This window comes from Streptococcus shenyangsis, from assembly GCF_006385785.1.
Classification (GTDB): Bacteria; Bacillota; Bacilli; order Lactobacillales; family Streptococcaceae; genus Streptococcus; species Streptococcus shenyangsis.
In genome coordinates this window covers 37,387-63,539 of sequence record NZ_VFSH01000011.1, presented here as the reverse complement: position 1 = coordinate 63,539, position 26,153 = coordinate 37,387, and the positions used below count along the sequence as shown (strand labels likewise).

The following is a 26,153-nucleotide window of genomic DNA, read 5'->3' as shown; positions in this document are numbered from 1 at the left end:
AGAGGCAAGTGACGAGTCAAGAGCAATGAGGCTTGAACAACGTGAAAGCCAGCGTCTTTAGGCGCTGGCTGGTAATTTGGGCTTATAGCCCTGGTACAAACCACCCGTTTGACGGGTGGTCATGATTTTCACATAACAATTCAGGATCAAAAATGGACAGTTGAGGAACAGAGTGGATAAATTAAGTTTGCTACTGTATAATGTACTCATAACTCAAAGTACCCTAAGATTTTTTACTAAAATGAGGATGATAAAAATGGACGGAAATCATTGTAAAGGCTATCAAAAAGGAGTATAATGAGTGAAAGACATTTCGGAGGTGAAAGATGCTAGAAGTAAGAAGTCTAGAGAAAAGTTTTGGATCCAAGCAAGTTTTGTTTGGGATTGACTTTCAAGCACGACCAGGTCGTATTTTGGGACTAGTCGGAAAAAATGGTGCTGGGAAGACAACAATTTTCCACAGTATTTTGAAGTTTTTAGAATATCAAGGAGAAATCAGTCTAGATGGTCAGGATATTCGTCAGGAGACCTATGCTCGGATTGGTTATCTGCCTGAAGAACGCAGTCTCATGCCTAAATTGACAGTCCTTGAACAAGTTCGCTATTTGGCGACTCTAAAAGGTATGGATGCCAAGGAGATCAAGGAAAAACTCCCTCAATGGATGAAGAGGTTGGAAGTGAAAGGGAAGCTGACTGATAAAATCAAGAGTCTGTCAAAAGGAAATCAGCAGAAGATTCAGCTCATTATTACTCTGATTCATGAACCAGACTTGATTATCTTGGATGAGCCTTTCAGTGGATTGGATCCAGTCAATACTGAATTGCTCAAGCAAGTCATTTTTCAGGAAAAAGAGCGCGGAGCAACCATTATCTTTTCTGATCATGTCATGACCAACGTCGAGGAGCTTTGTGACGATATTCTCATGATTCGAGATGGCCGTGTGGTCTTGCATGGACCAGTTCAGGATGTTCGCAATCAATACGGGAAAACGCGTCTTTTTGTTTCAAGTGAACGAAGCAAGGAAGAATTGGAAAACCTTCCTCATGTTAAACAGGTGAGCTTGACCAAACAAGGCAGTTGGAAATTGATCTTGGAGGATGAGAGCGCTGGAAGGGAACTTTTCCCAATCTTGACTCAGGGGCAATATATCGCAACTTTTGACCAACAAGCGCCAACAATTGATGAAATCTTTAAACTAGAATCAGGGGTGGAAGTATGAGAAATATGTGGGTTGTAATGAAGGAAACCTATCTTCGACATGTCAAATCGTGGAGTTTCTTCTTTATGGTGATTTCACCATTCTTGTTTATCGGTCTCTCTGGAGGAATTGGCTATCTCCAAGGCTCTTCTATGGCTCAGAGTGGCAAGATAGCAGTAGTCAGCACTGTTCCAGCTGTGACAGACAGTCTTAAATCTACCAATGGTCTCAATTTTGATTATCAGGATGAAGCAAGTGCTCAAGCTGCTATCAAGGATGAAAAATTAAAAGGCTATCTGACCATTGACCAAGAGGATAGTGTCTTGAAGGCAGTTTATCACGGTGAAACTTCCCTTGAGATTGCTATTAAGCTAGGAGTAACGAGCAAGTTAAATGAACTTCAAGATCAACTCAATCGTTCGGCAGCCAATTTGTCACAAGAACAGGAAAAACGCTTGGAACAAACAGTTAACTTTACGGAGAAAATTGATGAATCCAAGGAAAATAAAAAAATGATTCAAACCTTTGCGGCCGCAGGGCTTGGTTTATTCCTTTATATGATTTTGATTACCTATGCTAGTGTCACTGCTCAGGAAGTGGCTAGCGAGAAAGGAACCAAAATTATGGAGGTGGTCTTCTCTAGTATCCGAGCTAGTCATTATTTCTACGCTCGCATGCTGGCTCTGCTTCTTGTGATTTTGACCCATATTGGCATTTACGTCGTGGGTGGACTTGCTGCCATTCTTCTCTTTAAAGACCTACCAATCTTGGCACAATCTGGTATTTTAAACCATATAGGAGAGGCTTTCTCGCTCAACACCTTATTGTTTGTCTTGGTTAGCCTCTTTATGTACGTTGTTTTAGCAGCCTTCCTAGGTTCTATGGTTTCTCGTCCTGAGGATTCAGGAAAAGCCTTGTCGCCTTTGATGATTTTGATTATAGGTGGTTTTTTTGGAGTGACAGCTCTAGGTGCAGCTGGTGACAATCTCATCTTGAAGATTGGTTCATATATTCCCTTTATTTCGACCTTCTTCATGCCGTTTAGAGCTATTAATGGCTATGCAAATGGGTTAGAAGCTTGGATTTCGCTTGCGATTACGATTGCTTTTGCAGTAACTGCAACAGTCTTTATCGGACGTATGTATGCTAGTCTCGTTCTGCAAACAGATGATTTAGGTCCTTGGAAAACCTTTAAATGTGCCTTATCTTATAAATAGAAGAGCCTCGCGAAAGCGAGGTTTTCTAGAGACAAAAAGAGTGGAATTTTAGAAAAATATTTTTCATATCTATTGACTTTTAGGGGTGAAATTTGGTATTATAGTAGGCGGTATTGTTTACCCCATTTGAAAGGCCCCGGAACCTTCCAAATACTTTTCGATGGGAAGGAACACCCATCACCGTAAACAAAAATCGAACTATATATAGGAGAAATCATGAACAAAACAACATTTATGGCTAAACCAGGCCAAGTTGAACGTAAATGGTACGTAGTTGACGCAACTGATGTACCACTTGGACGTCTTTCTGCAGTAGTTGCTAGCGTACTTCGCGGAAAAAACAAACCAACATTTACACCACACACTGATACAGGTGACTTTGTGATTGTTATCAATGCTGAAAAAGTTAAATTGACTGGTAAGAAAGCAACTGATAAAATCTACTACACTCACTCAAACCACCCAGGTGGATTGAAACAAATCTCTGCAGGTGAACTTCGTTCTAAAAATGCAGTACGTTTGATCGAGAAATCAGTTAAAGGTATGCTTCCACACAATACTCTTGGACGCGCTCAAGGTATGAAGTTGAAAGTATTTGTTGGAGCTGAGCACACTCACGCTGCACAACAACCAGAAGTTCTTGATATTTCAGGACTTATCTAAGGAAAGGAACAATAAAGTATGTCACAAGCACAATATGCAGGTACTGGACGTCGTAAAAACGCTGTTGCACGCGTTCGCCTTGTTCCAGGAACTGGTAAAATCACTGTTAACAAAAAAGATGTTGAAGAGTACATCCCACACGCTGACCTTCGTCTTGTAATCAACCAACCATTCGCAGTTACTTCAACTGCAGGTTCATACGACGTTTTCGTTAACGTTGTAGGTGGTGGATACGCTGGTCAATCAGGAGCTATCCGTCACGGTATCGCTCGTGCCCTTCTTCAAGTAGACCCAGACTTCCGCGATTCATTGAAACGCGCAGGACTTCTTACACGTGACTCACGTAAAGTTGAACGTAAGAAACCAGGTCTTAAGAAAGCTCGTAAAGCATCACAATTCTCAAAACGTTAATCAATACGATTATATCAACGTTTCAAAGCACTCAAGAGTTTACCTCATGGGTGCTTTTTTCTATACTTTCTAAAAAAGTTTGCCCTAAAATTACCCTACTTATTTTTTATACTTTCTTACTTAATTAGATTTCTATCTGATATTTTCTAATTGAGGATAAAGTAGAAACTTATCTAAATAGATTTTTCAGAAAATTTTCTAAAACAAACAGGATTTGTTTGACATTTATTTGAAAATTCTGTAAAATGAATTATTATATCGTTCAAGGAGAATATATATGGAAAAACAGAAAACATTTTTTGGACATCCTATGGGCTTGTCCACCCTCTTCTTTACAGAGATGTGGGAACGCTTTTCTTACTATGGGATGCGAGCTATCCTACTTTACTATATGTACTATAGTGTGCAAGATGGTGGGTTGGGGATGGATAAGACCACAGCTGCATCGGTTATGGCGATTTATGGCTCGCTGGTATTTTTGTCCTCGGTTGTCGGTGGTTTTGTCAGTGACCGTATTTTAGGAAGTCGTAAGACTGTCTTTTACGGTGGGATTTTGATTATGCTAGGGCATATTGCTTTGGCAACACCTTTTGGACAAGTGGCTCTCTATCTTTCTATTGCCTTGATTATCTTTGGAACTGGATTTTTAAAACCCAATATCTCAGATATGGTTGGGGGAATTTATGAGAAAGAGGATGATAGACGGGATGCAGGTTTTAGTATCTTTGTCTTTGGTATTAACTTAGGTGCCTTCGTTGCCCCTTATTTAGTAGGTTATCTAGGTCAGGAAGTCAATTTCCATCTAGGTTTCTCATTAGCTGCCGTTGGGATGTTCTTTGGTCTGGTGAAGTATGTTTTAGATGGGAAGAAATACCTGCCTGAATCAAGTCTTTACCCTACTGATCCACTTTCACAGAAGGACCGGCAGACCTTGATTAAACGCTTGCTGATTACACTTGTCATGGTTATTCTTGCGGTTATAGGTTTAGTCTTTACTCACCAGTTTAACGTGGATATGATTGTTAATATCTTTACAGTGATTGCGGTAATCATTCCAATCTACTATTTCTTCAAAATTTTATCTAGTCATAAAATAACTGCTACTGAGAGATCCCGAGTATTTGCTTACATTCCTCTATTTATCGCTGGGGTGCTCTTCTGGTCTATTGAGGAGCAGGGGTCTGTCGTTCTCGCTCTATTTGCGGATGATCAAACTCGACTTTACTTTAATGTATTTGGGAATCAGATTCATTTCCCATCTAGCTTTTTCCAAAGTATCAATCCACTTTTCATTATGATTTATGTGCCGATTTTTGCGTGGTTGTGGGGGAAAATGGGTAAAAATCAACCGTCCTCTTCTAAGAAATTTGCTTACGGTTTGTTTGCGGCAGGTCTATCCTTTTTGTGGATGATGCTGCCAGGGATGCTCTTTGGAACAGATGTTAAGGTCAGTCCTTTATGGTTGATTATGAGTTGGGCTATTGTGATTGTAGGTGAGATGCTGATTTCTCCGATTGGTTTATCAGTCACTACTAAGTTAGCACCAAAGTCCTTCCAAGCACAAATGATGTCTATCTGGTTCTTGAGTGATGCTGCTGCCCAAGCTATCAATGCTCAAATTGTAAAATTTTATACAAGCGAAACTGAAGTAGCTTATTATGGAATTGTAGGGGGAATTACGATTGTATTCAGTATTATCTTACTCTTCTACGTTCCACGTATTGAAAAACTAATGGCTGGGATCAAATAGAGAAAAACTGGAATTTCTGTAGGAATTTTAAAAGTTAGATCAATTATTTATTCAAAGGATTTAGTTCTGTATGGTGCAGGGCTAGGTCCTTTTAGTTTGATTAATACTCTTCGAAAATCTCTTCAAACCGCGTCAACGTCGCCTTGCCGTACATATGTGACTGACTTCGTCAGTCTTATCTACAACCTCAAAACAGTGTTTTGAGCAACCTGCGGCTAGCTTCCTAGTTTGCTCTTTGATTTTCATTGAGTATAAAACTCACGCTGTTTCTGCTTTTCCTAGTGGACATTTGTCTACTTTTTTTATATAATAAAACTAAACCATATTGGTTGAGTTTTAAAAATATGGATTCAAGCATCGATTAGTCTTTCTAAGGGAGATAATGTCCATTAAAGCATCATAATAGGAGGTGAAGTATGTATCAGCCAGAAAAACTCAAGGCTCGGAGGAAAGAGTTAAAACTGACACAGAAGGAAATTGCAGAGCAACTTGGGATTAGTTTCCAGGCTTACTCAGCTTGGGAACGTGGAGTCAAGGAACCGTCCAAGGAGAAGGTGTCCCAGCTAGAGAATATTTTAAAGGTACCCAAAGGATATTTTACTCAGATCGAGATTGTCCATCTCTACCATAGCCTCTCCAAGAAAGGGAAGGAGAAGGTTGTTCTCTATGCTCGCAACCTGGCTCAAGAAGAACAAGCCCAGAAAGTGATAGCTATGCCAGAGCGCCTCTACGAGTACCGTGTTTATGAACGCATGTCAGCAGGGATTGGGGCTTCGGTCTACGATGATCAGAATTTTGATACGGTTTACTTTAATGAGGAGTTGGCCCACGATTTTGCGTCTTGGGTGTCTGGGGACTCCATGGAACCTAAATACCAAAATGGTTCAGTAGCTCTGATTCGAGAGACAGGATTTGACTATGACGGGGCGGTTTATGCAGTGGTTTGCAACAACCAGACCTATATCAAACGGGTCTATCGAGAGGAGAATGGATTGCGTCTGGTCTCTATCAATCCTAAATACAAGGATATTTTCATCTCCTATGAGGAAGATCCTCGGATTGTTGGCATTATCGTTGGGAACTTTGTGCCGATGGAGGGCTAGCCAATGGGCTACTTTGATTATTCTAGAGAGCCCAAAAGTGACATTGCCTTTGTCGATATGAAATCTTTTTATGCCAGTGTCGAGTGTGTGAAAAGGGGCTTGCATCCACTGAAGACCTCGCTTTGTGTCATGAGTCGCGCGGATAATTCAACTGGCCTTATCCTAGCCTCCTCTCCCCTGTTTAAGAAGATTTTTGGCAAGTCAAATGTTGGTCGAGCCTATGATTTGCCTTTTGATATCAAAACGCGAAAATTTTCCTATTACAATGCTCGAAAGCAAGGGCTACCTAACGACTCAGACTATGTTCGCTACATCGAAGATTGGGCTCAAGTGACCTTGATTGTGCCACCTAGGATGGATGAGTACATCGCAGTCAATATGGAAATCCAGCGAATCTTTCAGAATTATGGCAGTCCAGATGATATTTATCCCTACTCTATCGATGAGGGGTTTATTGACCTGACTAGTTCACTTAATTATTTCATTTCAGACAAGAGTCTCTCTCGCAAAGACAAGCTGGATATGCTTTCTGCTCGTATTCAGAGGGATATTTGGAGGCAGACAGGGATCTACTCTACAGTAGGTATGTCCAATGCCAATCCCTTACTGGCCAAGTTGGCTCTGGATAATGAAGCCAAGCACACTCAGACCATGAGGGCCAACTGGTCTTACCAGGATGTGGAAGAGAAGGTCTGGTCCATTCCCAAGATGACGGATTTTTGGGGGATTGGCAGGCGGATGGAGAAACGCTTGCATGCTCTGGGGATTTTTTCAATCAAAGAATTGGCTATCAGCAATCCAGACCAGATACAGAAAGTTCTCGGTCAGGCTGGCCTGCGTTTGTGGTTTCATGCTAACGGGATTGATGAGAGCAATGTTCATAATCCCTATAAAGCCAAGTCCCAAGGTTTGGGAAATTCTCAAATCTTGCCGAGAGACTACGTGAAGCTACGGGATATCGAAATTATTCTTCGAGAAATGGCTGAGCAGGTGGCTATTAGACTGAGAAGGGCGGGCAAGAAAACAACCCTTGTCTCTGTCTATGTCGGTTTCTCTAAACAGGAAGTCAGGCCCTCTATACACACACAAATGAAGGTCGAACCGACCAATAATACAGCTGTCTTAACGGACTATGTTTTGAAGTTATTTCATAATAAATACACTTCAGGAGCGGTCAGAAGTGTTGGAATCAACTATTCAGGCTTTGTGGATGAGTCCTTTGGTTTGATATCTCTCTTTGATGATGTTGATAAGTTAGAAAAAGAAGAAAGGCTCCAGACGGCCATTGACTCCATTCGGGAACAATTTGGTTTCACTTCTCTTTTAAGAGCCAATGCACTGGAAGAAGCCTCTAGGAGTCTTGCCAGAAGCAAGCTGATTGGGGGACATTCTGCTGAAGGATTAGATGGATTAAAATGATTGATCGTTCTTATTTACCCTTTCAATCCGCGAGAGATTATCAAGATCCAGGTATGCAGAAGTGGATGGGATTTTACCTTTCAGAACACACCAGTTCGCTCAGTGAAGAAAAAAATCGGGTTGATTTTTCGACAGATTTGATTCTAGATGAGAAACTACACTTGCTTTCTCAGCTTTATGTTGGCCAACTGAAGGGAAGTTTTGTGGTCAAGGAAAAGAAGCAGAAAGCCACTATCATCGGTAAGGTGAGAGAGTTATCTTCTAAATCATTATCTATTAGAACAAGCGAGGGCTACAGGCTGATAGAGCTTGCAGATATCCTAGAAATTCGACTGTGGGAGGAAGGGGTGTATGACTAGAAAAGAGTTGTATGAAAACAAACTGCAGATGGATTATTTTTCAGATGCCTATATTCGTTTTGAAGAGGATTTTCAAAAATACTCTGCTATGAATGTACCACTGACTTTTTTGATCGATGACATCCTACGCACTATGGCCTTGAATCAGAAAAACTACTTTGTCCTAAACAAGGAGAATGCCAAGGATGGGCGGGAGCATCGCTTTTATTTTAGGGTAGTAACGGAAAAAGAGTGTCCTAGAAATAGAACCTATGCATATGCTGGGGTTAAAAATAGTAGTCAGTAGAGGGTTGTCTGCTGTAAAATGTATCATTTTTATAACACTTCATGTTTCATATCATGGGGTGTTTTTTTATTTGAGTCACAGCCAATCAAAAAATCTCACTATTCATTAGGCTAAAGGAGACCTAATCATAGTGAGATTGTGAATTATAGTAGGTTTTGTATGGCCTCTTCAATTTGTTTTGGGTCTGTTTTGGAAGAGAAACGCTCAAAGACCTGCCCATCTCGACCGATGAGAAATTTAGCGAAATTCCATTCAATTCGTTTTCCTAGTGGGCCAGATTTCTGGTCTTTTAGCCAAACATAAAGAGGATCTGCTTCCTTACCGTTGACCTTGACCTTTGCAAGACGTGGGAAGGTGGTTTGATAGTGTAGGCTACAGAAACTATTTATTTCCTCTGCACTACCTGGTGCTTGTCGCATAAACTGATTGCAAGGGAAGTCTAAAATTTCAAAGCCCTGATTTTGATAGCGGTCATAGAGTTCTTGGAGTCCTTGATACTGGGGCGTTAAACCACATCCAGTAGCAGTATTGACAACCAAGAGAACCTTACCACGATAGGCATCTAATGGGGTTTCTTGATTGTCTTGGTTTAAGACTAAAAAATCGTAGATTGAGGTCATTGTTTGCTTTTCTCTTTCTGCTTGGTATTTTTAGGCGTTTTCTCCTCCTGTAGGGATAGAAAGCCGTAGGTCAGGGTTCCAAAAATGCTACCGATAATTAGACCATACATCAGTAAAGGAACACTTTTATCGAATTGCATGAGTAACTTCACAAAATCTGAAAGGGACATCTGCTGAACGAAGACTTTATGAAAGATGAGTAGGGTAAAGAGGCCAATCTGAAGACTGATAAACACAATCCAGCTTCGGAATTTGATTTGGGCTTTGCTGTAGGTTTTGAGGATGATTTCTGACTTGTCATCTTTTTCCAAGTGGAGTTCTTTGACGGCTCTTTGAGTTTTTAAGGTAATGAAAAAAATGAGTCCAGAGTAAACATAGGGCATGGCATAGCGAACGACCTCTATGAAGCGTCCAAATAATAGATAAAACAAGAAGAGAAAGAAGGAAGAATAAACGATTTGGACCATGGAACGGGCACAAGCCTTGTAGATAATTTCTTGTCGGCATTCATCAAAAGGGCCTTGGATATGAAAGAGATTTCGGAGTAGGCGAGTGGTTAAGTCATCTTTTTTCATACTAGTAACCTCCTAAATGAGCAGTTTTACTGACTTTCTTTTACGAATTGATAGAGATAATAAAGATAAGTGATAGAAGAAAGGCTAGCGATAGTGAGCAGTAAATAATATTTCCAATTGCTTGAGATGACCATCAATTGTGGTAAAGATAGAATCATAAAGCACAGTGCTAAGTTGAGTATGCTCGTTTTTTGGGAGTCAATCTTTAGATAAGTCAATCCTTTGTTGAGGGCTGGAACAAAGACTGGAAGGAGGACTATATCGTAGATTGGCAAGTTCCCTGAAACGATGATGAAGATGAGCAGAGAACTGAACAAAAGATGATAGGTCAGTAAAGTTAGTAATGATTTCATAGGTACCTCCTAATCCTGGTCTTTTTTAGCTCTTGCAATACGAAGTGAGTCGACAATATGCATCATCACTCCGAAAAAGAAAGCTCCCAGTATAGTTTTAAAAATATGTTTTGTATTTAGAAGAGAAGTGATAAAATTTGGATTTTCACTTGTTAGGGTATCAATGAGTGGAATTATAAAAAATATCACTATTCCATAAATCGAACCTGCTTTCAGACCAGGATAACGTAACTGTTTCTTTTCTTTTTTCATAGGGCACCTCCTAATCCTCATCTTGATCTTTCTTAGTTTTTGCAATGCGACGGGAGATGAGGAACTGTATGCTCGCTCCGAAGAAAATAGAACCTAGAATGCTTGATACACCATTTCTTATAGTGAGAAGAGAATGAAAATAGTCCTGACCTTCACCTATGAGTATACCGAGAAGAGGAGTTATAAAAAACATCCATAGACCAAAGAACAAACCTGCTTTCAGACCTGGGTAGTGTAGTTGCTTACTTTCTTTCTCACTCAGCATATCTGGTTCAATAGTTGTAATCCCTGTTTTTTGCATTTGGTAGGTGACATAGCCAGCAGCGATGAGGGCAATCACTAAAATCAGAGGAGGATAGATTAGAGCCACTTCTTGAGGGTATTTATAGGCCAGAAGGAGTGGAATAAGATTTCCGAAAATCATCAGATAAAAGAGGATGATAAAGACTTGATTGCCGATACGATCAGCCTCGCGTCGTTTGTATTCGTCAAGTGGATCAGAAATACCGTATGTGCGCTTGATCAGTTTTTCAGTGAAGGTTTCTTTTTTCATGAGTTGGCTCCTTTTTTAAAAATTATCCTCCCAAAAGAGACTGTTGAGGTCAGTTTGGAGGCTGCGGGCGAGATTGAGACAGAGTTCCAGGGTTGGATTGTACTTGTCGTTCTCAATCATATTGATGGTCTGTCTCGAGACACCGATATCCTTGGCGAGTTCGAGCTGGGAAATGCCCAGTTCCTTGCGAAATTCTTTCACACGATTCATCTGGTCTCCTTTCTGATTTGTGTCGCATATATTTGACTACATTATATTCTTCTATAGAGTGAATGTCAAGCATATTTGACATATTTCTTAAAGAAATCTTACTTGTTTTTGGCCTATTTGTCTGACTAGTGCAAGCTAGTCAGATTTGTGGTAAAATAGATAAGATATGACAAAAGAATTTCATCATGTAACGGTCTTACTCCACGAAACGATTGATATGCTCGACGTAAAGCCTGACGGTATCTACGTTGATGCGACTTTGGGTGGAGCAGGCCATAGCGAGTATTTATTAAGTAAATTAAGTGAAAAAGGCCATCTCTATGCCTTTGACCAGGACCAGAATGCCATTGACAATGCGCAAAAACGTTTGGCACCCTATATCGAAAAAGGGATGGTAACCTTTATCAAGGATAATTTCCGTCATTTACAGGCACGTTTGCGCGAAGCTGGTGTTCAGGAAATTGATGGAATTTGTTATGACTTGGGAGTGTCTAGTCCTCAGCTGGACCAGCGTGAGCGTGGTTTTTCTTATAAAAAGGATGCGCCACTGGACATGCGCATGAATCAGGATGCTAGTCTGACAGCTTATGAAGTAGTGAACCACTATGACTATCATGACTTGGTTCGTATTTTCTTCAAGTATGGTGAGGATAAATTCTCTAAACAGATTGCGCGTAAGATTGAACAAGCTCGGGAAGTCAAGCCAATCGAGACTACGACTGAATTGGCAGAAATTATTAAGTCGGCCAAACCGGCCAAGGAACTCAAGAAGAAGGGGCATCCTGCCAAGCAGATTTTCCAGGCTATTCGAATTGAAGTCAATGATGAACTGGGAGCGGCAGATGAGTCCATCCAGCAGGCTATGGATATATTGGCTCTGGATGGTAGAATTTCAGTGATTACCTTTCATTCACTAGAAGACCGCTTGACCAAGCAATTGTTCAAGGAGGCTTCAACTGTGGAAGTTCCAAAAGGTTTGCCTTTCATCCCAGATGACCTCAAGCCCAAGATGGAATTGGTATCCCGTAAGCCAATCTTGCCAAGTGCAGAAGAACTAGAAGCCAATAACCGCTCGCACTCAGCCAAGTTGCGCGTGGCCAGAAAAATTCACAAGTAAGAGGAAAAAATGGTAGATAAAAAAGAAACAACCAGTCAATTCTTGCAGAATCGTATAAAAAAATTCTCCCGTGTGGAGAAGGCTTTTTATCTTTCCATTGCGTTTACAGCTCTCGTTTTGGCGCTTAGTATTATCTTTATGCAGACCCGACTCCTACAAGTACAAAATGATTTGACAAAAATCAATGCGCAGATAGAGGAGAAGAAGACAGAGTTGGATGATGCCAAACAAGAGGTAAATGAATTGTTGAGGGCAGAACGCTTGAAAGAAATCGCAAATTCTAAGGACTTAAAATTGAATAATGAGAATATTCGATCAGCGGAGTAAGATATGAAGTGGACAAAAAGAATAATCCGATTTGCGATTAGAAACCGTAAATCTCCAGCAGAAAACCGTAAAATAGTGGGGAAGTACATCAGCTTGTTAGCTGTCGTACTTTTCGCTGTCTTTTTGGTCAATTTTGCTGTTATTATCGGGAGTGGTAGTAAATTTGGAACGGATCTAGTCAAAGAGGCTAAGAAAGTTCACCAAATAACTCGTACAGTCCCTGCCAAACGTGGGACTATTTATGACCGAAATGGAGTCCCGATTGCTGAGGATGCAACCTCCTATAATGTCTATGCTGTTATTGATAAAAAATACAAATCAGCAACGGGTAAAATTCTTTATGTAGAAGATGCCCAGTTTAATAAGGTAGCTGAAGTCTTCCATAAATATTTGGATATGGATGAAGCTTATGTGAAAGAGCAATTAGCTCAACCAAATCTAACCCAAGTTTCCTTCGGTGCCAAAGGAAATGGAATTACCTATGCCAATATGATGGCTATTAAAAAGGATTTGAAAGACGCTAGTGTTGAAGGAATTGACTTCACAACTAGCCCTAATAGAAGCTATCCAAATGGACAATTCGCTTCTAGTTTTATTGGTTTAGCTCAACTCCATGAAAATGAAGATGGAAGCAAGAGTTTGCTGGGAACTTCTGGGATGGAGAGTTCCTTGAATAGTATTCTTGCAGGGAAAGACGGTATTATTACCTATGAAAAAGATCGTCTGGGTAATATTGTCCCTGGAACAGAACTGGTATCGCAACAAACTGTGGATGGCAAGGATGTTTATACAACATTGTCTAGTCCGCTACAATCTTTCATGGAAACTCAGATGGATGCCTTTCTAGAAAAAGTAAAAGGTAAGTATATGACCGCGACCTTGGTCAGTGCAAAGACCGGTGAAATCCTCGCTACCACCCAACGACCTACCTTTAATGCAGATACTAAAGAAGGAATCACTGAGGACTTTGTTTGGCGTGATATTCTTTATCAAAGTAACTATGAACCAGGATCAGCCTTTAAGGTCATGACGTTAGCTTCTTCTATTGATAATAATACCTTCCCAAGTGGAGAATACTTCAATAGCAGTGAATTCAAAATAGCGGATGCGACGACTCGAGATTGGGATGTTAATGCTGGTTTGACTACTGGTGGGATGATGACTTTCTCACAAGGTTTCGCTCACTCCAGTAATGTTGGAACGAGTCTACTTGAACAAAAAATGGGAGATGCTACTTGGTTGGATTATCTAAAACGCTTTAAATTTGGGGTTCCAACTCGCTTTGGCTTGACAGATGAATACGCTGGTCAACTTCCAGCTGATAATATTGTTAGTATTGCTCAAAGCTCATTTGGGCAAGGAATTTCAGTGACACAAACACAAATGCTTCGTGCCTTTACAGCTATTGCTAATGATGGAGTTATGCTGGAGCCAAAATTTATAAGTGCTATTTATGATACTAACAATCAGTCTGTACGTAAGTCACAAAAAGAAATAGTAGGAAATCCTGTTTCCAAAGAGGCAGCAAGCACAACTCGAAATCACATGATCTTAGTTGGGACGGACCCTCTATATGGAACTATGTATAATCACTACACAGGAAAGCCAATTATAACAGTTCCTGGACAAAATGTAGCAGTTAAATCCGGTACGGCTCAAATCGCTGATGAGAAAAATGGAGGATACTTGGTTGGTTCTACCAATTATATTTTCTCAGTTGTGACTATGAATCCTGCTGAAAATCCTGATTTTATCTTGTATGTAACGGTTCAACAGCCTGAGCATTTTTCAGGTATCCAGTTGGGAGAATTTGCCACCCCAATCTTGGAGCGGGCTTCAGCTATGAAAGAATCTCTCAATCTTCAATCTCCAGCCAAAAATTTAGATAAAGTTACGACAGAATCTTCTTATGCAATGCCTAGCATCAAGGATATTTCACCTGGTGAGTTGGCGGAAGCCTTACGCCGAAATATTGTGCAACCAATCGTTGTAGGTACTGGAACAAAGATTAAAGAGACTTCTGTAGAAGAAGGGACCAATCTTGCACCAAACCAACAAGTTCTCCTTTTATCGGATAAGGTAGAAGAAATTCCAGACATGTATGGCTGGAAAAAAGAGACTGCCGAGACCTTTGCTAAATGGTTGGATATTGAACTGGAATTTGAAGGTTCAGGTTCCGTTGTTCAGAAGCAAGATGTTCGGACTAATACAGCTATCAAAAACATTAAAAAAATTAAATTAACTTTAGGAGACTAATATGTTTATTTCCATCAGTGCTGGAATTGTGACATTTTTACTAACTTTAGTAGGAATTCCGGCCTTTATCCAATTTTATAGAAAGGCGCAAATTACAGGCCAGCAGATGCATGAGGATGTTAAACAGCATCAGGCAAAAGCTGGGACTCCTACAATGGGGGGGCTTGTTTTCCTCATTGCTGCAGTTGTGGTGAGTTTCCTCGTCGCTCTTTTTTCAAAACAATTGACCAATAATGTTGGTATGATTTTGTTTATTTTGGTCTTGTATGGTTTGGTTGGTTTTTTAGATGACTTTCTCAAGGTCTTCCGAAAGATCAATGAGGGGCTAAACCCCAAACAGAAATTGGCTCTTCAGCTGCTAGGTGGCGTCATTTTCTACCTTTTTTATGAGCGTGGGGGCGATATGCTCTCTGTCTTTGGCTACCAAGTGCATTTAGGGATTTTCTATATTATCTTCGCTCTTTTCTGGCTAGTCGGTTTTTCAAACGCAGTCAACTTGACAGATGGTATTGACGGTCTAGCTAGTATTTCCGTTGTGATTAGCTTGTCTACCTATGGAGTTATTGCCTATGTGCAAGGTCAGATGGATATCCTTCTAGTGATTCTTGTCATGATTGGTGGTTTGCTTGGTTTCTTCGTCTTTAACCATAAGCCTGCTAAAGTCTTTATGGGGGATGTGGGAAGTTTGGCCTTAGGTGGAATGCTGGCAGCTATCTCTATGGCCCTCCATCAAGAATGGACTCTCTTGATTATCGGAATTGTTTATGTCTTTGAAACAACTTCGGTTATGATGCAAGTCAGTTATTTCAAACTGACTGGTGGCAAACGTATTTTTCGTATGACGCCTGTGCATCATCATTTTGAGCTTGGAGGATTGTCTGGTAAGGGAAGTCCTTGGAGCGAGTGGAAGGTCGACTTCTTCTTTTGGGGAGTGGGACTCCTAGCAAGTCTCTTGACCCTAGCAATTTTGTATTTGATGTAAGAATGGCACCCTGACGTTTCAGGGTGTTTTTGCATTCTAAAAAATATTGGTCAATCAAAGTCAAATTTCTTGACCTTTTTTGACTAATGTAGTATATTATGAACGTAAGGTAAATAAAAGCCTTACGTGAACACTTATGCTCAATGAAAATCAAGAGCAAACTAAGAAGTGCTCAAAACACTGTTTTGAGCTTACAGATAGAACTGACGTGGTTTGAAGAGATTTTCGAAGAGTATAAAAAATATTGGTCAGTCAAAGTCAAATATCTTGACCTTTTCTGACTAATGTAGTATATTATGAACGTAAGGTAAATGAAAGCCTTACTAGAACACTTATTTAAAGTAAAGTAGAAAGAGGTGTGTCTATGTTTCATCTAGAAATCTTTAGAAGTAAAGATAGTCTACTCCTGCTTGAAAAAGAAAAGCCAGAAATAGTACCTAGAGTAGCGATTTAGCTAGTCTAAATTTTTTAAAACAAAGGTCAAAGATAGTCAATATCAGTAATCATAACTAAGTAAACAAAAGAGGTAAAGAATATGAATAACAACTTTAATAATTTTAATAACATGGATGATTTATTTAACCAATTGATGGGTGGTATGCGAGGATACAGTTCTGAAAATCGTCGCTACTTGATTAATGGACGTGAAGTCACACCTGAGGAATTTGCTCACTATCGTGCAACCGGTCAATTGCAAGGGAATGTAGAAGCTGATGGACAAATGCAACAACAGGCTTCAGGTATAAAACAAGATGGTGTCCTTGCTAAACTGGGTCGAAACTTGACTGCAGAAGCGCGTGAGGGCAAGTTGGATCCTGTTATCGGACGAAACAAGGAAATTCAAGAAGCATCTGAAATCCTTTCACGCCGTATTAAGAACAATCCTGTTTTAGTCGGAGACGCAGGTGTTGGTAAGACAGCAGTTGTCGAAGGCTTAGCGCAAGCCATTGTGAACGGCGATGTCCCAGCTGCTATCAAGAATAAGGAAATTATTTCCATTGATATTTCAGGTCTTGAGGCTGGGACTCAATACCGTGGTAGTTTTGAAGAAAACGTTCAAAATTTAGTCAATGAAGTGAAAGAAGCAGGGAATATTATTCTCTTCTTTGATGAAATTCACCAAATCCTCGGTGCAGGTAGCACTGGTGGAGACAGTGGTTCTAAAGGGCTTGCAGACATTCTTAAGCCAGCTCTCTCTCGTGGAGAATTGACAGTGATTGGGGCAACGACTCAAGATGAATACCGTAACACCATCTTGAAGAATGCAGCTCTTGCTCGTCGGTTCAACGAAGTCAAGGTCAATGCTCCTTCAGCAGAGGATACATATAAAATTCTTCAAGGAATTCGTGACCTCTATCAGCAACACCACAATGTCATCTTGCCAGACGAAGTTTTGAAAGCAGCGGTGGATTATTCTGTTCAGTATATTCCTCAACGTAGCTTGCCAGATAAGGCTATCGACCTTGTAGATGTAACTGCAGCTCACTTGGCAGCTCAGCATCCAGTAACAGATGTTCATGCTGTTGAACGTGAAATTGAGGTAGAAAAAGACAAGCAAGAAAAAGCTGTTGAGGCAGAAGATTTTGAAGCAGCTCTAAACTATAAAACACGCATCGCAGAATTGGAAAAGAAAATCGAAAACCACACAGAAGATATGAAAGTAACTGCAAGTGTCAACGATGTGGCTGAATCTGTAGAACGAATGACGGGTATTCCAGTTTCACAAATGGGAGCGTCAGACATCGAACGTTTGAAAGATATGGCACATCGCTTGCAAGATAAGGTAATCGGCCAAGACAAGGCGGTAGAAGCAGTAGCTCGTGCTATCCGTCGTAACCGTGCTGGTTTCGATGAAGGCAATCGCCCAATCGGTAGTTTCCTCTTTGTAGGACCAACTGGGGTCGGTAAGACAGAGCTTGCTAAGCAATTGGCGCTGGATATGTTTGGGACCAAGGATGCGATTATTCGTTTGGATATGTCTGAATACAGTGACCGCACAGCCGTTTCTAAGCTAATTGGTACAACAGCAGGTTATGTGGGTTATGATGATAATAGCAATACCTTGACAGAACGTGTTCGTCGCAATCCTTACTCTATCATTCTCTTGGATGAAATTGAAAAGGCTGATCCTCAAGTCATTACCCTTCTCCTCCAAGTTCTAGATGATGGTCGTTTGACAGATGGTCAAGGAAATACAGTAAACTTCAAGAACACTGTCATTATCGCAACATCAAATACTGGATTTGGTTATGAAGCCAACTTGACAGAAGATGCGGACAAACCAGAATTGATGGACCGTTTGAAACCATTCTTCCGTCCAGAATTCCTTAACCGTTTCAATGCTGTCATCGAATTCTCACACTTGAGCAAAGAAGATCTTTCTAAGATTGTAGACCTTATGTTGGTTGAAGTCAACCAAACCTTGGCTAAGAAAGATATTGATTTGTCAGTCAGTCAAGCGGCTAAAGACTATATCACTGAAGAAGGCTATGACGAAGTCATGGGGGTTCGTCCTCTCCGTCGCGTGGTTGAACAAGAAATTCGTGATAAGGTGACAGACTTCCACTTGGATCATTTAGATGCCAAACATCTGGAAGCAGATATGGAAGATGGTGTTTTGGTCATTCGTGAAAAAGCCTAAGACAGAATTTTGAGGATAAAAAAGAAGGAGCCAGCTGAAAAAACTGGTTCCTTTTTTACGTTTAAATCACATGACGTTCAAAGGCATCATCTGAAATCCCTTGTTCAAGGATGAGTTTAGCCCATTCTTTAGCAGAGAAGAGGCTGTGGTCCTTATAGTTTCCGCAAGATTCGATGGTTGTTCCAGGGACATCTTCCCAAGTAGTGGTTTCAGCGATTTCCTTGAGCGAATCCTTGATAACAGCCGCAATTTCAGCACTGGTATGACGTCCCCACATAATCATGTGGAAGCCTGTACGGCAACCAAATGGTGAACAGTCAATCATACCGTCAATGCGGGTACGGATAAGTTTTGCCAAGAGGTGCTCGATAGTGTGAAGTCCAGCAGTAGGGATTGAGTCTTCGTTTGGTTGCACCAAGCGAATATCAAAGTTGGAGATAACGTCTCCCTTTGGCCCGGTTTCTTCCCCAATCAAGCGAACATAGGGTGCTTTAACAATAGTGTGGTCAAGTTCAAAACTTTCAACAATAACTTCTTTTGACATGGTATATCCTTTCAGTTTTCTTTTTTTATTATATCATAAAGCTGGCTCCTGAGACAGAGAGAAAACCTCTCCGAGGCTGGAGAGGTTGAAATCGTTACTTACGATACAAGCGGTCGTATTGGTAGTATGGGTCAAAGGTTACGTTGATACCTAGTTTACGAAGGACATTCTTGTCTTCATCGGTCAAGATGATGGTTGAGTGGGCTTCGCTTCCTTTGAGATTGCCAAGTTCTTTCATAGCGCGGGCAGCATCAGGATTTTCCGTAGCTGTGATAGCCAGTGCAATCAAAATTTCATTTGAATGTAGGCGTGGATTGCGGCTACCTAGATGATCGATTTTAAGACCTTGGATTGGCTTGACAACTTCTGGTTCGATTAGTTTCACTTCTTTAGCAATATCAGCTGATTTCTTGATAGCGTTGATAAGAGCAGCGGCTGTAGGGCCAAAGAGTTCTGAGTTTTTACCAGTCACGATTTCGCCAGTTGGCAATTCAAGGGCTAGGGCTGGTCCGCCAGTTTCTTCAGCTTTTTGACGGGCAACGACAGCAACCTTACGGTCTGCAGGTGTGATGCCGAGGTCATTCATAAGCAACTCGATTTTCTTGACAGCAGCTTCGCCAACTTTTTCGGCTTTGAAATCAAGAACAGTTTGATAGTAGCGACGGATGATTTCTTGTTTAGAGGCTTCGATAGCAGCCTCATTATCTGTAATAGCGAAACCAACCATGTTGACTCCCATATCTGTTGGAGAAGCGTATGGAGACTCTCCTAGGATACGTTCCAACATGCGCTTGAGCACTGGGAAGATTTCGATATCACGGTTGTAGTTGACAGTGGTTTCTCCATAGGTTTGAAGATGGAAAGGATCAATCATGTTGACATCATCAAGGTCAGCTGTGGCAGCTTCATAAGCCAAGTTAACTGGATGATGAAGGGGAAGATTCCAAACTGGGAAGGTTTCAAATTTAGCGTAACCAGACTTGATACCATTGATTTGGTCGTGGTACATATTGGACATACAGGTTGCCAATTTTCCAGAACCAGGTCCAGGAGCGGTTACGACAATCAGGTTGCGACTGGTTTTGATGTAGTCATTTTTTCCCATGCCTTCTGGAGAAATGATGTGATCCATATCCGTCGGATATCCTTTTATTGGATAATGAAGATAGGAATCAATTCCGTTTTTCTCAAGTTGGTTGCGGAAAGCATCTGCAGCGGGTTGGCCAGCGTATTGTGTAATGACCACTGAGCCGACAAAAATCCCTAATTCATTGAATTTATCAATCAAACGAAGAACTTCTTGGTCATAAGAAATGCCCAAGTCACCACGTGCTTTAGAATGCTCGATGTTGCTAGCGTTAATGGCAATCACAACCTCAACCTGCTCTTTCAACTCTTGCAAGAGCTTGATTTTGTTGTCAGGCTCATAGCCAGGAAGCACACGAGCAGCGTGGAAATCTTCTAGCATTTTGCCACCAAACTCCAAGTAGAGCTTGCCGTCAAATTGGTTAATGCGCTCCAAAATGTGGTCGCGCTGTAGATTCAAATATTGTTCAGAACTAAAAGCTTGTTTTTTCATTTTTTTACCTCTGACCTCTATTATAATAAAAAATTGGCAGTTAGGAAACTATGGAGTTAAAAAAGGAAGTAAAAAGATTAGGCAAACGCTTGCACAAAACTCAGAAAAGCGCTATCATAGACTGTAGATTATTAAAATAATGAGGTAAGAAAATGCAAGAAAAATGGTGGCACAATGCCGTAGTCTATCAAGTCTATCCAAAGAGTTTTATGGATAGCAACGGAGATGGAATTGGCGATTTGCCAGGAATTACCAGTAAGTTAGACTATCTAGCCAAGTTAGGAATCACAGCGATTTGGCTTTCTCCAGTTTATGACAGTCCTATGGATGATAATGGCTATGATATTGCTGATTATCAAGCGATTGCAGCTATTTTCGGAACCATGGAGGATATGGATGAGCTGATCGCGGAAGCTAAAAAACGTGATATTCGTATCATCATGGACTTAGTGGTCAATCATACCTCAGATGAACATGCTTGGTTTGTCGAGGCCTGTGAAAATCCCGACAGCCCTGAGCGAGACTACTATATCTGGCGCGATGAGCCCAACGACCTAGATTCTATCTTTAGCGGATCAGCTTGGGAATACGATGAAAAGTCAGGTCAATACTATCTCCACTTTTTCAGCAAGAAACAACCTGATCTCAACTGGGAAAATGAAAAACTTCGCCAGAAAATTTATGAGATGATGAATTTCTGGATTGATAAAGGGATTGGCGGTTTCCGTATGGATGTTATTGATATGATTGGGAAAATTCCTGACGAGAAAGTAGTCAATAACGGTCCTATGCTCCATCCTTATCTCAAGGAGATGAATCAGGCTACCTTTGGAGATAAGGATCTCTTGACAGTAGGGGAGACTTGGGGAGCAACGCCAGATATTGCCAAGTTTTACTCTGATCCAAAGGGGCAAGAGTTGTCTATGGTCTTCCAGTTTGAACATATCGGTCTTCAGTATCAGGAAGGGCAACCTAAATGGCACTATCAAAAAGAGCTGAATATCGCTAAGTTGAAAGAAATTTTCAATAAATGGCAGACAGAGTTAGGAGTTGAGGATGGCTGGAATTCGCTCTTCTGGAACAATCATGACCTCCCTCGTATCGTCTCAATCTGGGGAAATGACCAAGAATACCGCGAAAAATCTGCCAAAGCCTTTGCCATCTTACTTCATCTCATGAGAGGAACTCCTTATATCTACCAAGGTGAGGAAATTGGCATGACCAACTATCCCTTTGAAACGCTAGATCAAGTAGAAGATATTGAATCCCTCAATTATGCGCGTGAAGCTCTTGAAAAAGGCGTTCCGATGGAAGAAATTATGGATAGTATCCGTGTTATCGGACGTGATAATGCCCGTACTCCTATGCAATGGGATGAGAGCAAAAACGCCGGTTTTTCGACAGGTCGACCTTGGTTGGCAGTAAATCCAAACTATCAAGCAATTAATGTTCAAGAAGCGCTGGCAAATCCAGATTCTATTTTCTATACTTATCAGAAACTGGTTCAAATCCGTAAGGAGAATAGTTGGCTGATTCGAGCTGACTTTGAACTATTGGAAACAGCTGACAAGGTCTTTGCTTATATCCGTAAAGATGGTGATCGTCGTTTCCTAGTTGTGGCCAACTTGTCCAATGAAGAGCAAGACTTAACAGTAGAAGGAAAAGTTAAATCAGTCTTGATTGAAAATACTGTGGCTCAAGAAGTCTTTGAAAAACAAATCTTAGCTCCATGGGATGCTTTCTGTGTGGAGTTGGGCTAAATATTTCTGAACAGAAAAATCTAAAATCGAAATCGTATAAAAACAAGGGAGGACTGTATGAAAGACAGAAATTCTTTGTTTTTTTATGCCTACATTTATAAACTTTCATTCTAAAAATTCAATTAACTTTACAAATCCGGGCTATTTTGGTAAAATAAGTTTATGTTATAAAAACTAACATAAAGGAGAAAGACGATGAATACAAAAAAGCGTGTTCTTAGTGCAGGCCTAACTTTTGCGGCTGCCTTGCTTTTGGCTGCCTGTGGACAATCAGGTTCAGATACAAAAACTTACTCATCAACCTTTAGTGGAAATCCAACTACATTTAATTACTTATTAGACTACTACGCTGACAATACATCGATTATCACCAACCTAGTGGATGGTTTGCTTGAAAATGACAATCATGGGAACCTAGTTCCGTCTTTGGCAGAAGACTGGTCTGTTTCGAACGACGGCCTGACTTATACCTATAAATTGAGAAAAGATGCCAAATGGTTCACGGCTGACGGTGAAGAATACGCCCCAGTTAAGGCACAAGATTTTGTGACAGGGATCAAGTACGCAGTGGATAATAAATCTCAGGCCATTGACTTGATTCAAAACTCGATCAAGGGCTTGAATGATTATATTACAGGAGCGGATTCTGACTTTTCTAAGGTTGGGGTGAAGGCCATCGACGACCAGACTATTGAGTATACTTTGGCACGCCCAGAACCTTACTGGAACTCAAAAACAACCAATAGTATTCTTTTCCCAGTAAACGAAGAGTTTTTAAACTCAAAAGGGAAAGATTTTGGTACCCTGTCTCCAAATAGTATTCTCTATAGCGGACCTTATTTGTTAAAAGATTTCACATCAAAATCATCGATCGAGTATGTGAAAAATCCGCATTACTATGATCATGACAAAGTATCGATTGAGCGCGTGAAATTGGCTTATTTTGACGGCTCAGACCAAGAATTGACTATCCGTAACTTTGAAAGCGGAGCTTATTCAATCGCAGGTGTTTATCCAAATAGTTCAAACTTTGCTAAGACAAAGGAAAAATATAAGAATAATATCATTTACAGTTTGCAGGACAAGACTTCTTGGTATTTTAATTTTAACGTCAACCGTAAGGCTTACAATCACACTGCTAAAACGACAGATGAGCAGAAGAAGTCAACTGAGACAGCTGTCTTGAACAAAAACTTCCGTCAAGCAGTGAACTTCGCCTTGGACCGCACAGCCTATTCTGCCCAGTCAAATGGGGAAGAAGCTGCTAGCAAGACTCTTCGTAACACCTTGGTGCCTCCAACATTTGTCCAAGTTGGAGATAAGACCTTTGGAGAAGTAGTCGCTTCTAAATTGGTCAACTATGGCACAGAATGGTCAGATATTAACTTGGCAGATGCCCAGGATGCCTATTTCAACAAAGAAAAAGCCCAAGCAAAATTTGCGGAAGCTAAAAAAGAATTGGCAAGTCAGGGTGTGACTTTCCCTATTCACTTGGATGTGGCAGTTGATCAGACGAATAAAAATGCTGTGACAGGTATGAACTCAGTTAAGCAGACCCTTGAATCAGTTTTGGGTGCTGATAATATTGTCATTGATGTTCAGCAACTGTCAACAGATGATTTTAATAATGTAGCCTTCTTGGCACCAACACCAGCTGATCGAGACTACGATTTGAACTTTGATGGCTGGGTAGGTGACTATCAGGATCCATCAACTTATCTCAATCCTTTCAATGCAGAGGATGGATTCTACCTCAAGATTTTTGGTCTAGATGCCAAGGAAGATAAAGCAAAAATTGCTAGCCTAGGTCTTGACACCTACACTAAGATGCTTAAAGATGCAGATAGTGAAAATAAAGATGTAGCTAAGCGTTATGAAAAGTATGCTGAAGCTCAAGCTTGGATGATCGATAACTCTCTCCTTATGTCAGCTATGTCAAATGGTGGTACAGCTTCTGTAACTAAAGTGACACCATTTACAAGAGGTTATTCATTGGTTGGTATCAAGGGTGATGGAAATAACTACAAGTACATGAAACTGCAAAAAGATACTGTTACAACTAAACAGTATGAAGAAGCCAAAACTAAATGGGAGCAAGAAAGCAAAAAAGCAATCGAAAAAGCTCAAAAAGAAGCAGAAAAGCATGTTAAATAATGATGAGTGGTTCTATTGGATGGTTTTTATAAAGCCATCTTAATAGAGCTGTTTTTTGCTGTACGGGCTAGTAGTTGTCTAGTTGTGTTGAATTGTAAATGAAATGCTGTATTGATTTTGATGGTCTAATGCTCAATGAAAATCAAAGAGCAACTAGGAAGATATACACAGAATCTCAAAGACTTGTTTTGAGATTGTCCCCAGCAACATATAACTATGATACGGTGGTACTGATATGCTTTGAAGAGATTTTAGAATAGTATCAGTGCTTATGATGTCCAAATAATCTATATCGAAGGATGTCTATAAACTCGTAAATGTAGAGTTTATCGTAAAAAAGTGATATAATAGTAGCATTAAATGTATAGGTGTTAATCATGAGTAGACGTTTTAAAAAATCACGTTCACAGAAAGTGAAGCGAAGTGTTAATATAGTCTTGTTGACTATTTATTTATTGTTAGTTGGTTTTTTATTGTTCTTAATCTTTAAGTACAATATACTTGCTTTCAGGCACGTTAATATAGTGGTCGCAGTTTTTGCTTTGGTGGTTGCTGTCAGTGCTACACTACTAATAATCTATAAAAAAGCAGAAAAGTTCACGATTTTCTTTTTAACACTTGCTGTGTTAGTGAGTTCAGTTTCTGTATTTGCTCTGCAACAATTTGTAGGATTTACAAGCCATATTAATGCAACTTCAAATTATTCAGAGTATTCTCTCAGTGTTGTAGTTTTAAAGGATAGTGATATCAATAATGTTGCTCAATTATCTAGTGTTATAGGGCCAACTGGGACGGATAATGAGAATATTCAAAAGTTAATCGCTGATATTAAGACGAGTCAAAATAAGGATTTGACGGTTGATAAAAGTACTTCTTACTTGTCAACTTATAAAAGTTTGATTTCTGGAGAAGCTAAAGCTATTGTCTTAAATAGCGTGTTTGAGAATATTATTGAGGCAGAGTATCCGGATTATGCTTCTAAAATCAAGAAAATTTACACTAAAAAGATGACTAAAGAGGTTGAGACTCCTAAGGTATCTAAAGATCGCTTTTTCAATATCTATGTTAGTGGTATTGATACTTACGGTGCCATTAGCTCAGTTTCTCGCTCAGATGTTAATATCTTGATGACGGTCAATAGGGATACGAAGAGAATCCTTCTGACAACAACTCCTCGAGATTCATATGTTCCTATTGCTGATGGTGGTAACAATCAAAAGGATAAATTGACTCATGCTGGTATATACGGGGTTGACTCATCCATTCACACCCTCGAGAATCTTTATGGTGTAGATATTAATTATTATGTTCGTTTGAACTTTACATCATTTTTGAAATTAATTGACTTGTTGGGTGGAGTAGATGTTGATAATGAACAAGAGTTTTCATTGCAAAATGGGAAGTTCCATTTTCCAGTCGGGAATGTTCACCTTAATTCCGAGCAAGCTCTTGGCTTTGTTCGTGAACGGTATTCATTAGCGGATGGAGATCGTGACCGTGGTCGAAACCAACAAAAGGTTATTGTAGCAATTATTCAGAAGCTGACTTCAACCGAGGCCTTAAAAAACTACAGCAATATCCTTCAAGGCTTGCAGGATTCCCTTCAGACAAATATGCCGATTGAGACGATGATGGATCTAGTGAATACTCAATTGGAAAGTGGAGGGAACTATAAAGTAAATTCTCAAGATTTAAAAGGGACAGGTCGGATGGATCTTCCTTCTTATGCAATGCCAGACAGTAACCTCTATATGATGGAAATAGATGATAGTAGTTTAGCTGCAGTTAAAGCAGCTATACAGGATGTGATGGAGGGTAGGTAA

25 protein-coding genes are annotated in these 26,153 nt (G+C 40.3%); 17 read left to right on the top strand and 8 right to left on the bottom strand.

Annotation, left to right across the window (positions count from 1 at the left end):
• Positions 1-326 precede the first annotated feature (326 nt).
• The 9 genes from FJR77_RS08270 (at position 327) to FJR77_RS08230 (ending at position 8,407) form a co-directional block, all read left to right on the top strand.
• Complete coding sequence (locus FJR77_RS08270) at positions 327-1,220, top strand: ABC transporter ATP-binding protein (protein ID WP_084925866.1); 894 nt, start codon at positions 327-329, stop codon at positions 1,218-1,220.
• Positions 1,217-2,416 carry an ABC transporter permease gene (locus FJR77_RS08265; RefSeq protein ID WP_140834326.1) on the top strand — a complete coding sequence of 400 codons (1,200 nt, stop codon included), beginning with the start codon at positions 1,217-1,219 and terminating at the stop codon, positions 2,414-2,416. Before FJR77_RS08270 ends, FJR77_RS08265 begins: the two co-directional genes overlap by 4 nt.
• Before the next feature lie 216 nt (positions 2,417-2,632).
• Entirely contained in the window at positions 2,633-3,079 is a 447-nt protein-coding gene (rplM, locus tag FJR77_RS08260; RefSeq protein WP_001044624.1) for a 50S ribosomal protein L13, read from the top strand.
• An 18-nt stretch (positions 3,080-3,097) separates the two neighbouring features.
• Positions 3,098-3,490 (top strand): 30S ribosomal protein S9, encoded by a 393-nt coding sequence (gene rpsI, locus FJR77_RS08255; RefSeq protein ID WP_000075964.1) that lies wholly within the window; start codon positions 3,098-3,100, stop codon positions 3,488-3,490.
• A gap of 277 nt (positions 3,491-3,767) precedes the next feature.
• Positions 3,768-5,240: a peptide MFS transporter gene (locus FJR77_RS08250; RefSeq protein WP_181146628.1), complete on the top strand. Its 1,473-nt coding sequence runs from the start codon at positions 3,768-3,770 to the stop codon at positions 5,238-5,240.
• Positions 5,241-5,656: 416 nt separating this feature from the next.
• Complete coding sequence (locus FJR77_RS08245; protein WP_140834324.1) at positions 5,657-6,343, top strand: XRE family transcriptional regulator; 687 nt, start codon at positions 5,657-5,659, stop codon at positions 6,341-6,343.
• 3 nt (positions 6,344-6,346) lie between these two features.
• Positions 6,347-7,762, top strand: coding sequence for a Y-family DNA polymerase (locus tag FJR77_RS08240; protein ID WP_140834322.1), 1,416 nt, complete (start codon positions 6,347-6,349; stop codon positions 7,760-7,762).
• Positions 7,759-8,121 carry a hypothetical protein gene (locus FJR77_RS08235; RefSeq protein ID WP_049546733.1) on the top strand — a complete coding sequence of 121 codons (363 nt, stop codon included), beginning with the start codon at positions 7,759-7,761 and terminating at the stop codon, positions 8,119-8,121. Before FJR77_RS08240 ends, FJR77_RS08235 begins: the two co-directional genes overlap by 4 nt.
• The gene (locus FJR77_RS08230; RefSeq protein ID WP_140834320.1) at positions 8,114-8,407 is read left to right on the top strand and encodes a DUF5960 family protein; all 294 of its coding nucleotides are present in this window, start codon (positions 8,114-8,116) and stop codon (positions 8,405-8,407) included. Before FJR77_RS08235 ends, FJR77_RS08230 begins: the two co-directional genes overlap by 8 nt.
• Positions 8,408-8,550: 143 nt before the next feature.
• Here FJR77_RS08230 and FJR77_RS08225 read toward each other — a convergent pair whose 3' ends face one another.
• The 6 genes from FJR77_RS08225 to FJR77_RS08200 are packed head-to-tail and all read right to left on the bottom strand — an operon-like array spanning position 8,551 to position 10,970.
• Positions 8,551-9,027: a glutathione peroxidase gene (locus FJR77_RS08225; protein WP_101776554.1), complete on the bottom strand. Its 477-nt coding sequence runs from the start codon at positions 9,025-9,027 to the stop codon at positions 8,551-8,553.
• Positions 9,024-9,602, bottom strand: coding sequence for a DUF3278 domain-containing protein (locus FJR77_RS08220; protein WP_101776553.1), 579 nt, complete (start codon positions 9,600-9,602; stop codon positions 9,024-9,026). Before FJR77_RS08220 ends, FJR77_RS08225 begins: the two co-directional genes overlap by 4 nt.
• A gap of 26 nt (positions 9,603-9,628) precedes the next feature.
• Positions 9,629-9,955, bottom strand: a complete 327-nt coding sequence (locus tag FJR77_RS08215) for a hypothetical protein (protein WP_101785408.1) — start codon at positions 9,953-9,955, stop codon at positions 9,629-9,631.
• 9 nt (positions 9,956-9,964) lie between these two features.
• Entirely contained in the window at positions 9,965-10,207 is a 243-nt protein-coding gene (locus FJR77_RS08210; RefSeq protein ID WP_101776551.1) for a hypothetical protein, read from the bottom strand.
• 10 nt (positions 10,208-10,217) lie between these two features.
• The gene (locus FJR77_RS08205) at positions 10,218-10,760 is read right to left on the bottom strand and encodes a DUF3278 domain-containing protein (protein ID WP_101776550.1); all 543 of its coding nucleotides are present in this window, start codon (positions 10,758-10,760) and stop codon (positions 10,218-10,220) included.
• 15 nt (positions 10,761-10,775) lie between these two features.
• Positions 10,776-10,970 (bottom strand): helix-turn-helix transcriptional regulator, encoded by a 195-nt coding sequence (locus tag FJR77_RS08200; RefSeq protein ID WP_001082471.1) that lies wholly within the window; start codon positions 10,968-10,970, stop codon positions 10,776-10,778.
• Positions 10,971-11,136: 166 nt separating this feature from the next.
• On the opposite strand from FJR77_RS08200, the gene rsmH reads away from it, so the two are divergent.
• The 5 genes from rsmH to FJR77_RS08175 all read left to right on the top strand — a co-directional run bounded on the left by rsmH (position 11,137) and on the right by FJR77_RS08175 (position 18,293).
• Positions 11,137-12,087, top strand: coding sequence for a 16S rRNA (cytosine(1402)-N(4))-methyltransferase RsmH (gene rsmH, locus FJR77_RS08195; protein WP_050279758.1), 951 nt, complete (start codon positions 11,137-11,139; stop codon positions 12,085-12,087).
• 9 nt (positions 12,088-12,096) lie between these two features.
• Positions 12,097-12,414 (top strand): cell division protein FtsL, encoded by a 318-nt coding sequence (gene ftsL / locus FJR77_RS08190; RefSeq protein ID WP_000227822.1) that lies wholly within the window; start codon positions 12,097-12,099, stop codon positions 12,412-12,414.
• A 3-nt stretch (positions 12,415-12,417) separates the two neighbouring features.
• Complete coding sequence (pbp2x, locus tag FJR77_RS08185; RefSeq protein WP_140834318.1) at positions 12,418-14,670, top strand: penicillin-binding protein PBP2X; 2,253 nt, start codon at positions 12,418-12,420, stop codon at positions 14,668-14,670.
• 1 nt (position 14,671) lies between these two features.
• The gene (mraY, locus tag FJR77_RS08180; RefSeq protein WP_140834316.1) at positions 14,672-15,652 is read left to right on the top strand and encodes a phospho-N-acetylmuramoyl-pentapeptide-transferase; all 981 of its coding nucleotides are present in this window, start codon (positions 14,672-14,674) and stop codon (positions 15,650-15,652) included.
• Positions 15,653-16,187: 535 nt separating this feature from the next.
• Entirely contained in the window at positions 16,188-18,293 is a 2,106-nt protein-coding gene (locus tag FJR77_RS08175; RefSeq protein ID WP_140834314.1) for an ATP-dependent Clp protease ATP-binding subunit, read from the top strand.
• Positions 18,294-18,354: 61 nt separating this feature from the next.
• Here FJR77_RS08175 and FJR77_RS08170 read toward each other — a convergent pair whose 3' ends face one another.
• Together FJR77_RS08170 and FJR77_RS08165 are read right to left on the bottom strand one after the other, a co-directional pair.
• Positions 18,355-18,837: an S-ribosylhomocysteine lyase gene (locus FJR77_RS08170; protein ID WP_000032557.1), complete on the bottom strand. Its 483-nt coding sequence runs from the start codon at positions 18,835-18,837 to the stop codon at positions 18,355-18,357.
• Positions 18,838-18,931: 94 nt separating this feature from the next.
• Positions 18,932-20,416 (bottom strand): DUF1846 domain-containing protein, encoded by a 1,485-nt coding sequence (locus tag FJR77_RS08165; protein ID WP_140834312.1) that lies wholly within the window; start codon positions 20,414-20,416, stop codon positions 18,932-18,934.
• Positions 20,417-20,568: 152 nt separating this feature from the next.
• On the opposite strand from FJR77_RS08165, the gene FJR77_RS08160 reads away from it, so the two are divergent.
• The 3 genes from FJR77_RS08160 to cpsA all read left to right on the top strand — a co-directional run bounded on the left by FJR77_RS08160 (position 20,569) and on the right by cpsA (position 26,153).
• Positions 20,569-22,176, top strand: coding sequence for a glycoside hydrolase family 13 protein (locus FJR77_RS08160; protein ID WP_140834310.1), 1,608 nt, complete (start codon positions 20,569-20,571; stop codon positions 22,174-22,176).
• Positions 22,177-22,371: 195 nt separating this feature from the next.
• Positions 22,372-24,330: a peptide ABC transporter substrate-binding protein gene (locus FJR77_RS08155; protein WP_140834308.1), complete on the top strand. Its 1,959-nt coding sequence runs from the start codon at positions 22,372-22,374 to the stop codon at positions 24,328-24,330.
• 377 nt (positions 24,331-24,707) lie between these two features.
• A complete protein-coding gene (gene cpsA / locus FJR77_RS08150) occupies positions 24,708-26,153 on the top strand; it encodes an LCP family glycopolymer transferase CpsA (RefSeq protein ID WP_140834306.1) in 1,446 nt (481 codons plus the stop codon).

What these genes read in the sequence shown, in the direction of transcription:
- rplM (WP_001044624.1), top strand. Translation starts at nt 2,633, where the DNA reads ATGAACAAAACAACATTTATGGCTAAACCAGGCCAAGTTGAACGTAAA.
- ftsL (WP_000227822.1), top strand. Translation starts at nt 12,097, where the DNA reads ATGGTAGATAAAAAAGAAACAACCAGTCAATTCTTGCAGAATCGTATA.
- FJR77_RS08225 (WP_101776554.1), bottom strand. Translation starts at nt 9,027, where the DNA reads ATGACCTCAATCTACGATTTTTTAGTCTTAAACCAAGACAATCAAGAA.
- FJR77_RS08215 (WP_101785408.1), bottom strand. Translation starts at nt 9,955, where the DNA reads ATGAAATCATTACTAACTTTACTGACCTATCATCTTTTGTTCAGTTCT.
- FJR77_RS08155 (WP_140834308.1), top strand. Translation starts at nt 22,372, where the DNA reads ATGAATACAAAAAAGCGTGTTCTTAGTGCAGGCCTAACTTTTGCGGCT.
- FJR77_RS08175 (WP_140834314.1), top strand. Translation starts at nt 16,188, where the DNA reads ATGAATAACAACTTTAATAATTTTAATAACATGGATGATTTATTTAAC.
- FJR77_RS08160 (WP_140834310.1), top strand. Translation starts at nt 20,569, where the DNA reads ATGCAAGAAAAATGGTGGCACAATGCCGTAGTCTATCAAGTCTATCCA.
- FJR77_RS08205 (WP_101776550.1), bottom strand. Translation starts at nt 10,760, where the DNA reads ATGAAAAAAGAAACCTTCACTGAAAAACTGATCAAGCGCACATACGGT.
- FJR77_RS08270 (WP_084925866.1), top strand. Translation starts at nt 327, where the DNA reads ATGCTAGAAGTAAGAAGTCTAGAGAAAAGTTTTGGATCCAAGCAAGTT.
- FJR77_RS08200 (WP_001082471.1), bottom strand. Translation starts at nt 10,970, where the DNA reads ATGAATCGTGTGAAAGAATTTCGCAAGGAACTGGGCATTTCCCAGCTC.
- FJR77_RS08245 (WP_140834324.1), top strand. Translation starts at nt 5,657, where the DNA reads ATGTATCAGCCAGAAAAACTCAAGGCTCGGAGGAAAGAGTTAAAACTG.
- FJR77_RS08265 (WP_140834326.1), top strand. Translation starts at nt 1,217, where the DNA reads ATGAGAAATATGTGGGTTGTAATGAAGGAAACCTATCTTCGACATGTC.
- FJR77_RS08240 (WP_140834322.1), top strand. Translation starts at nt 6,347, where the DNA reads ATGGGCTACTTTGATTATTCTAGAGAGCCCAAAAGTGACATTGCCTTT.
- FJR77_RS08210 (WP_101776551.1), bottom strand. Translation starts at nt 10,207, where the DNA reads ATGAAAAAAGAAAAGAAACAGTTACGTTATCCTGGTCTGAAAGCAGGT.
- FJR77_RS08230 (WP_140834320.1), top strand. Translation starts at nt 8,114, where the DNA reads ATGACTAGAAAAGAGTTGTATGAAAACAAACTGCAGATGGATTATTTT.
- cpsA (WP_140834306.1), top strand. Translation starts at nt 24,708, where the DNA reads ATGAGTAGACGTTTTAAAAAATCACGTTCACAGAAAGTGAAGCGAAGT.
- rpsI (WP_000075964.1), top strand. Translation starts at nt 3,098, where the DNA reads ATGTCACAAGCACAATATGCAGGTACTGGACGTCGTAAAAACGCTGTT.
- mraY (WP_140834316.1), top strand. Translation starts at nt 14,672, where the DNA reads ATGTTTATTTCCATCAGTGCTGGAATTGTGACATTTTTACTAACTTTA.
- rsmH (WP_050279758.1), top strand. Translation starts at nt 11,137, where the DNA reads ATGACAAAAGAATTTCATCATGTAACGGTCTTACTCCACGAAACGATT.
- FJR77_RS08165 (WP_140834312.1), bottom strand. Translation starts at nt 20,416, where the DNA reads ATGAAAAAACAAGCTTTTAGTTCTGAACAATATTTGAATCTACAGCGC.
- FJR77_RS08250 (WP_181146628.1), top strand. Translation starts at nt 3,768, where the DNA reads ATGGAAAAACAGAAAACATTTTTTGGACATCCTATGGGCTTGTCCACC.
- FJR77_RS08170 (WP_000032557.1), bottom strand. Translation starts at nt 18,837, where the DNA reads ATGTCAAAAGAAGTTATTGTTGAAAGTTTTGAACTTGACCACACTATT.
- FJR77_RS08220 (WP_101776553.1), bottom strand. Translation starts at nt 9,602, where the DNA reads ATGAAAAAAGATGACTTAACCACTCGCCTACTCCGAAATCTCTTTCAT.
- FJR77_RS08235 (WP_049546733.1), top strand. Translation starts at nt 7,759, where the DNA reads ATGATTGATCGTTCTTATTTACCCTTTCAATCCGCGAGAGATTATCAA.
- pbp2x (WP_140834318.1), top strand. Translation starts at nt 12,418, where the DNA reads ATGAAGTGGACAAAAAGAATAATCCGATTTGCGATTAGAAACCGTAAA.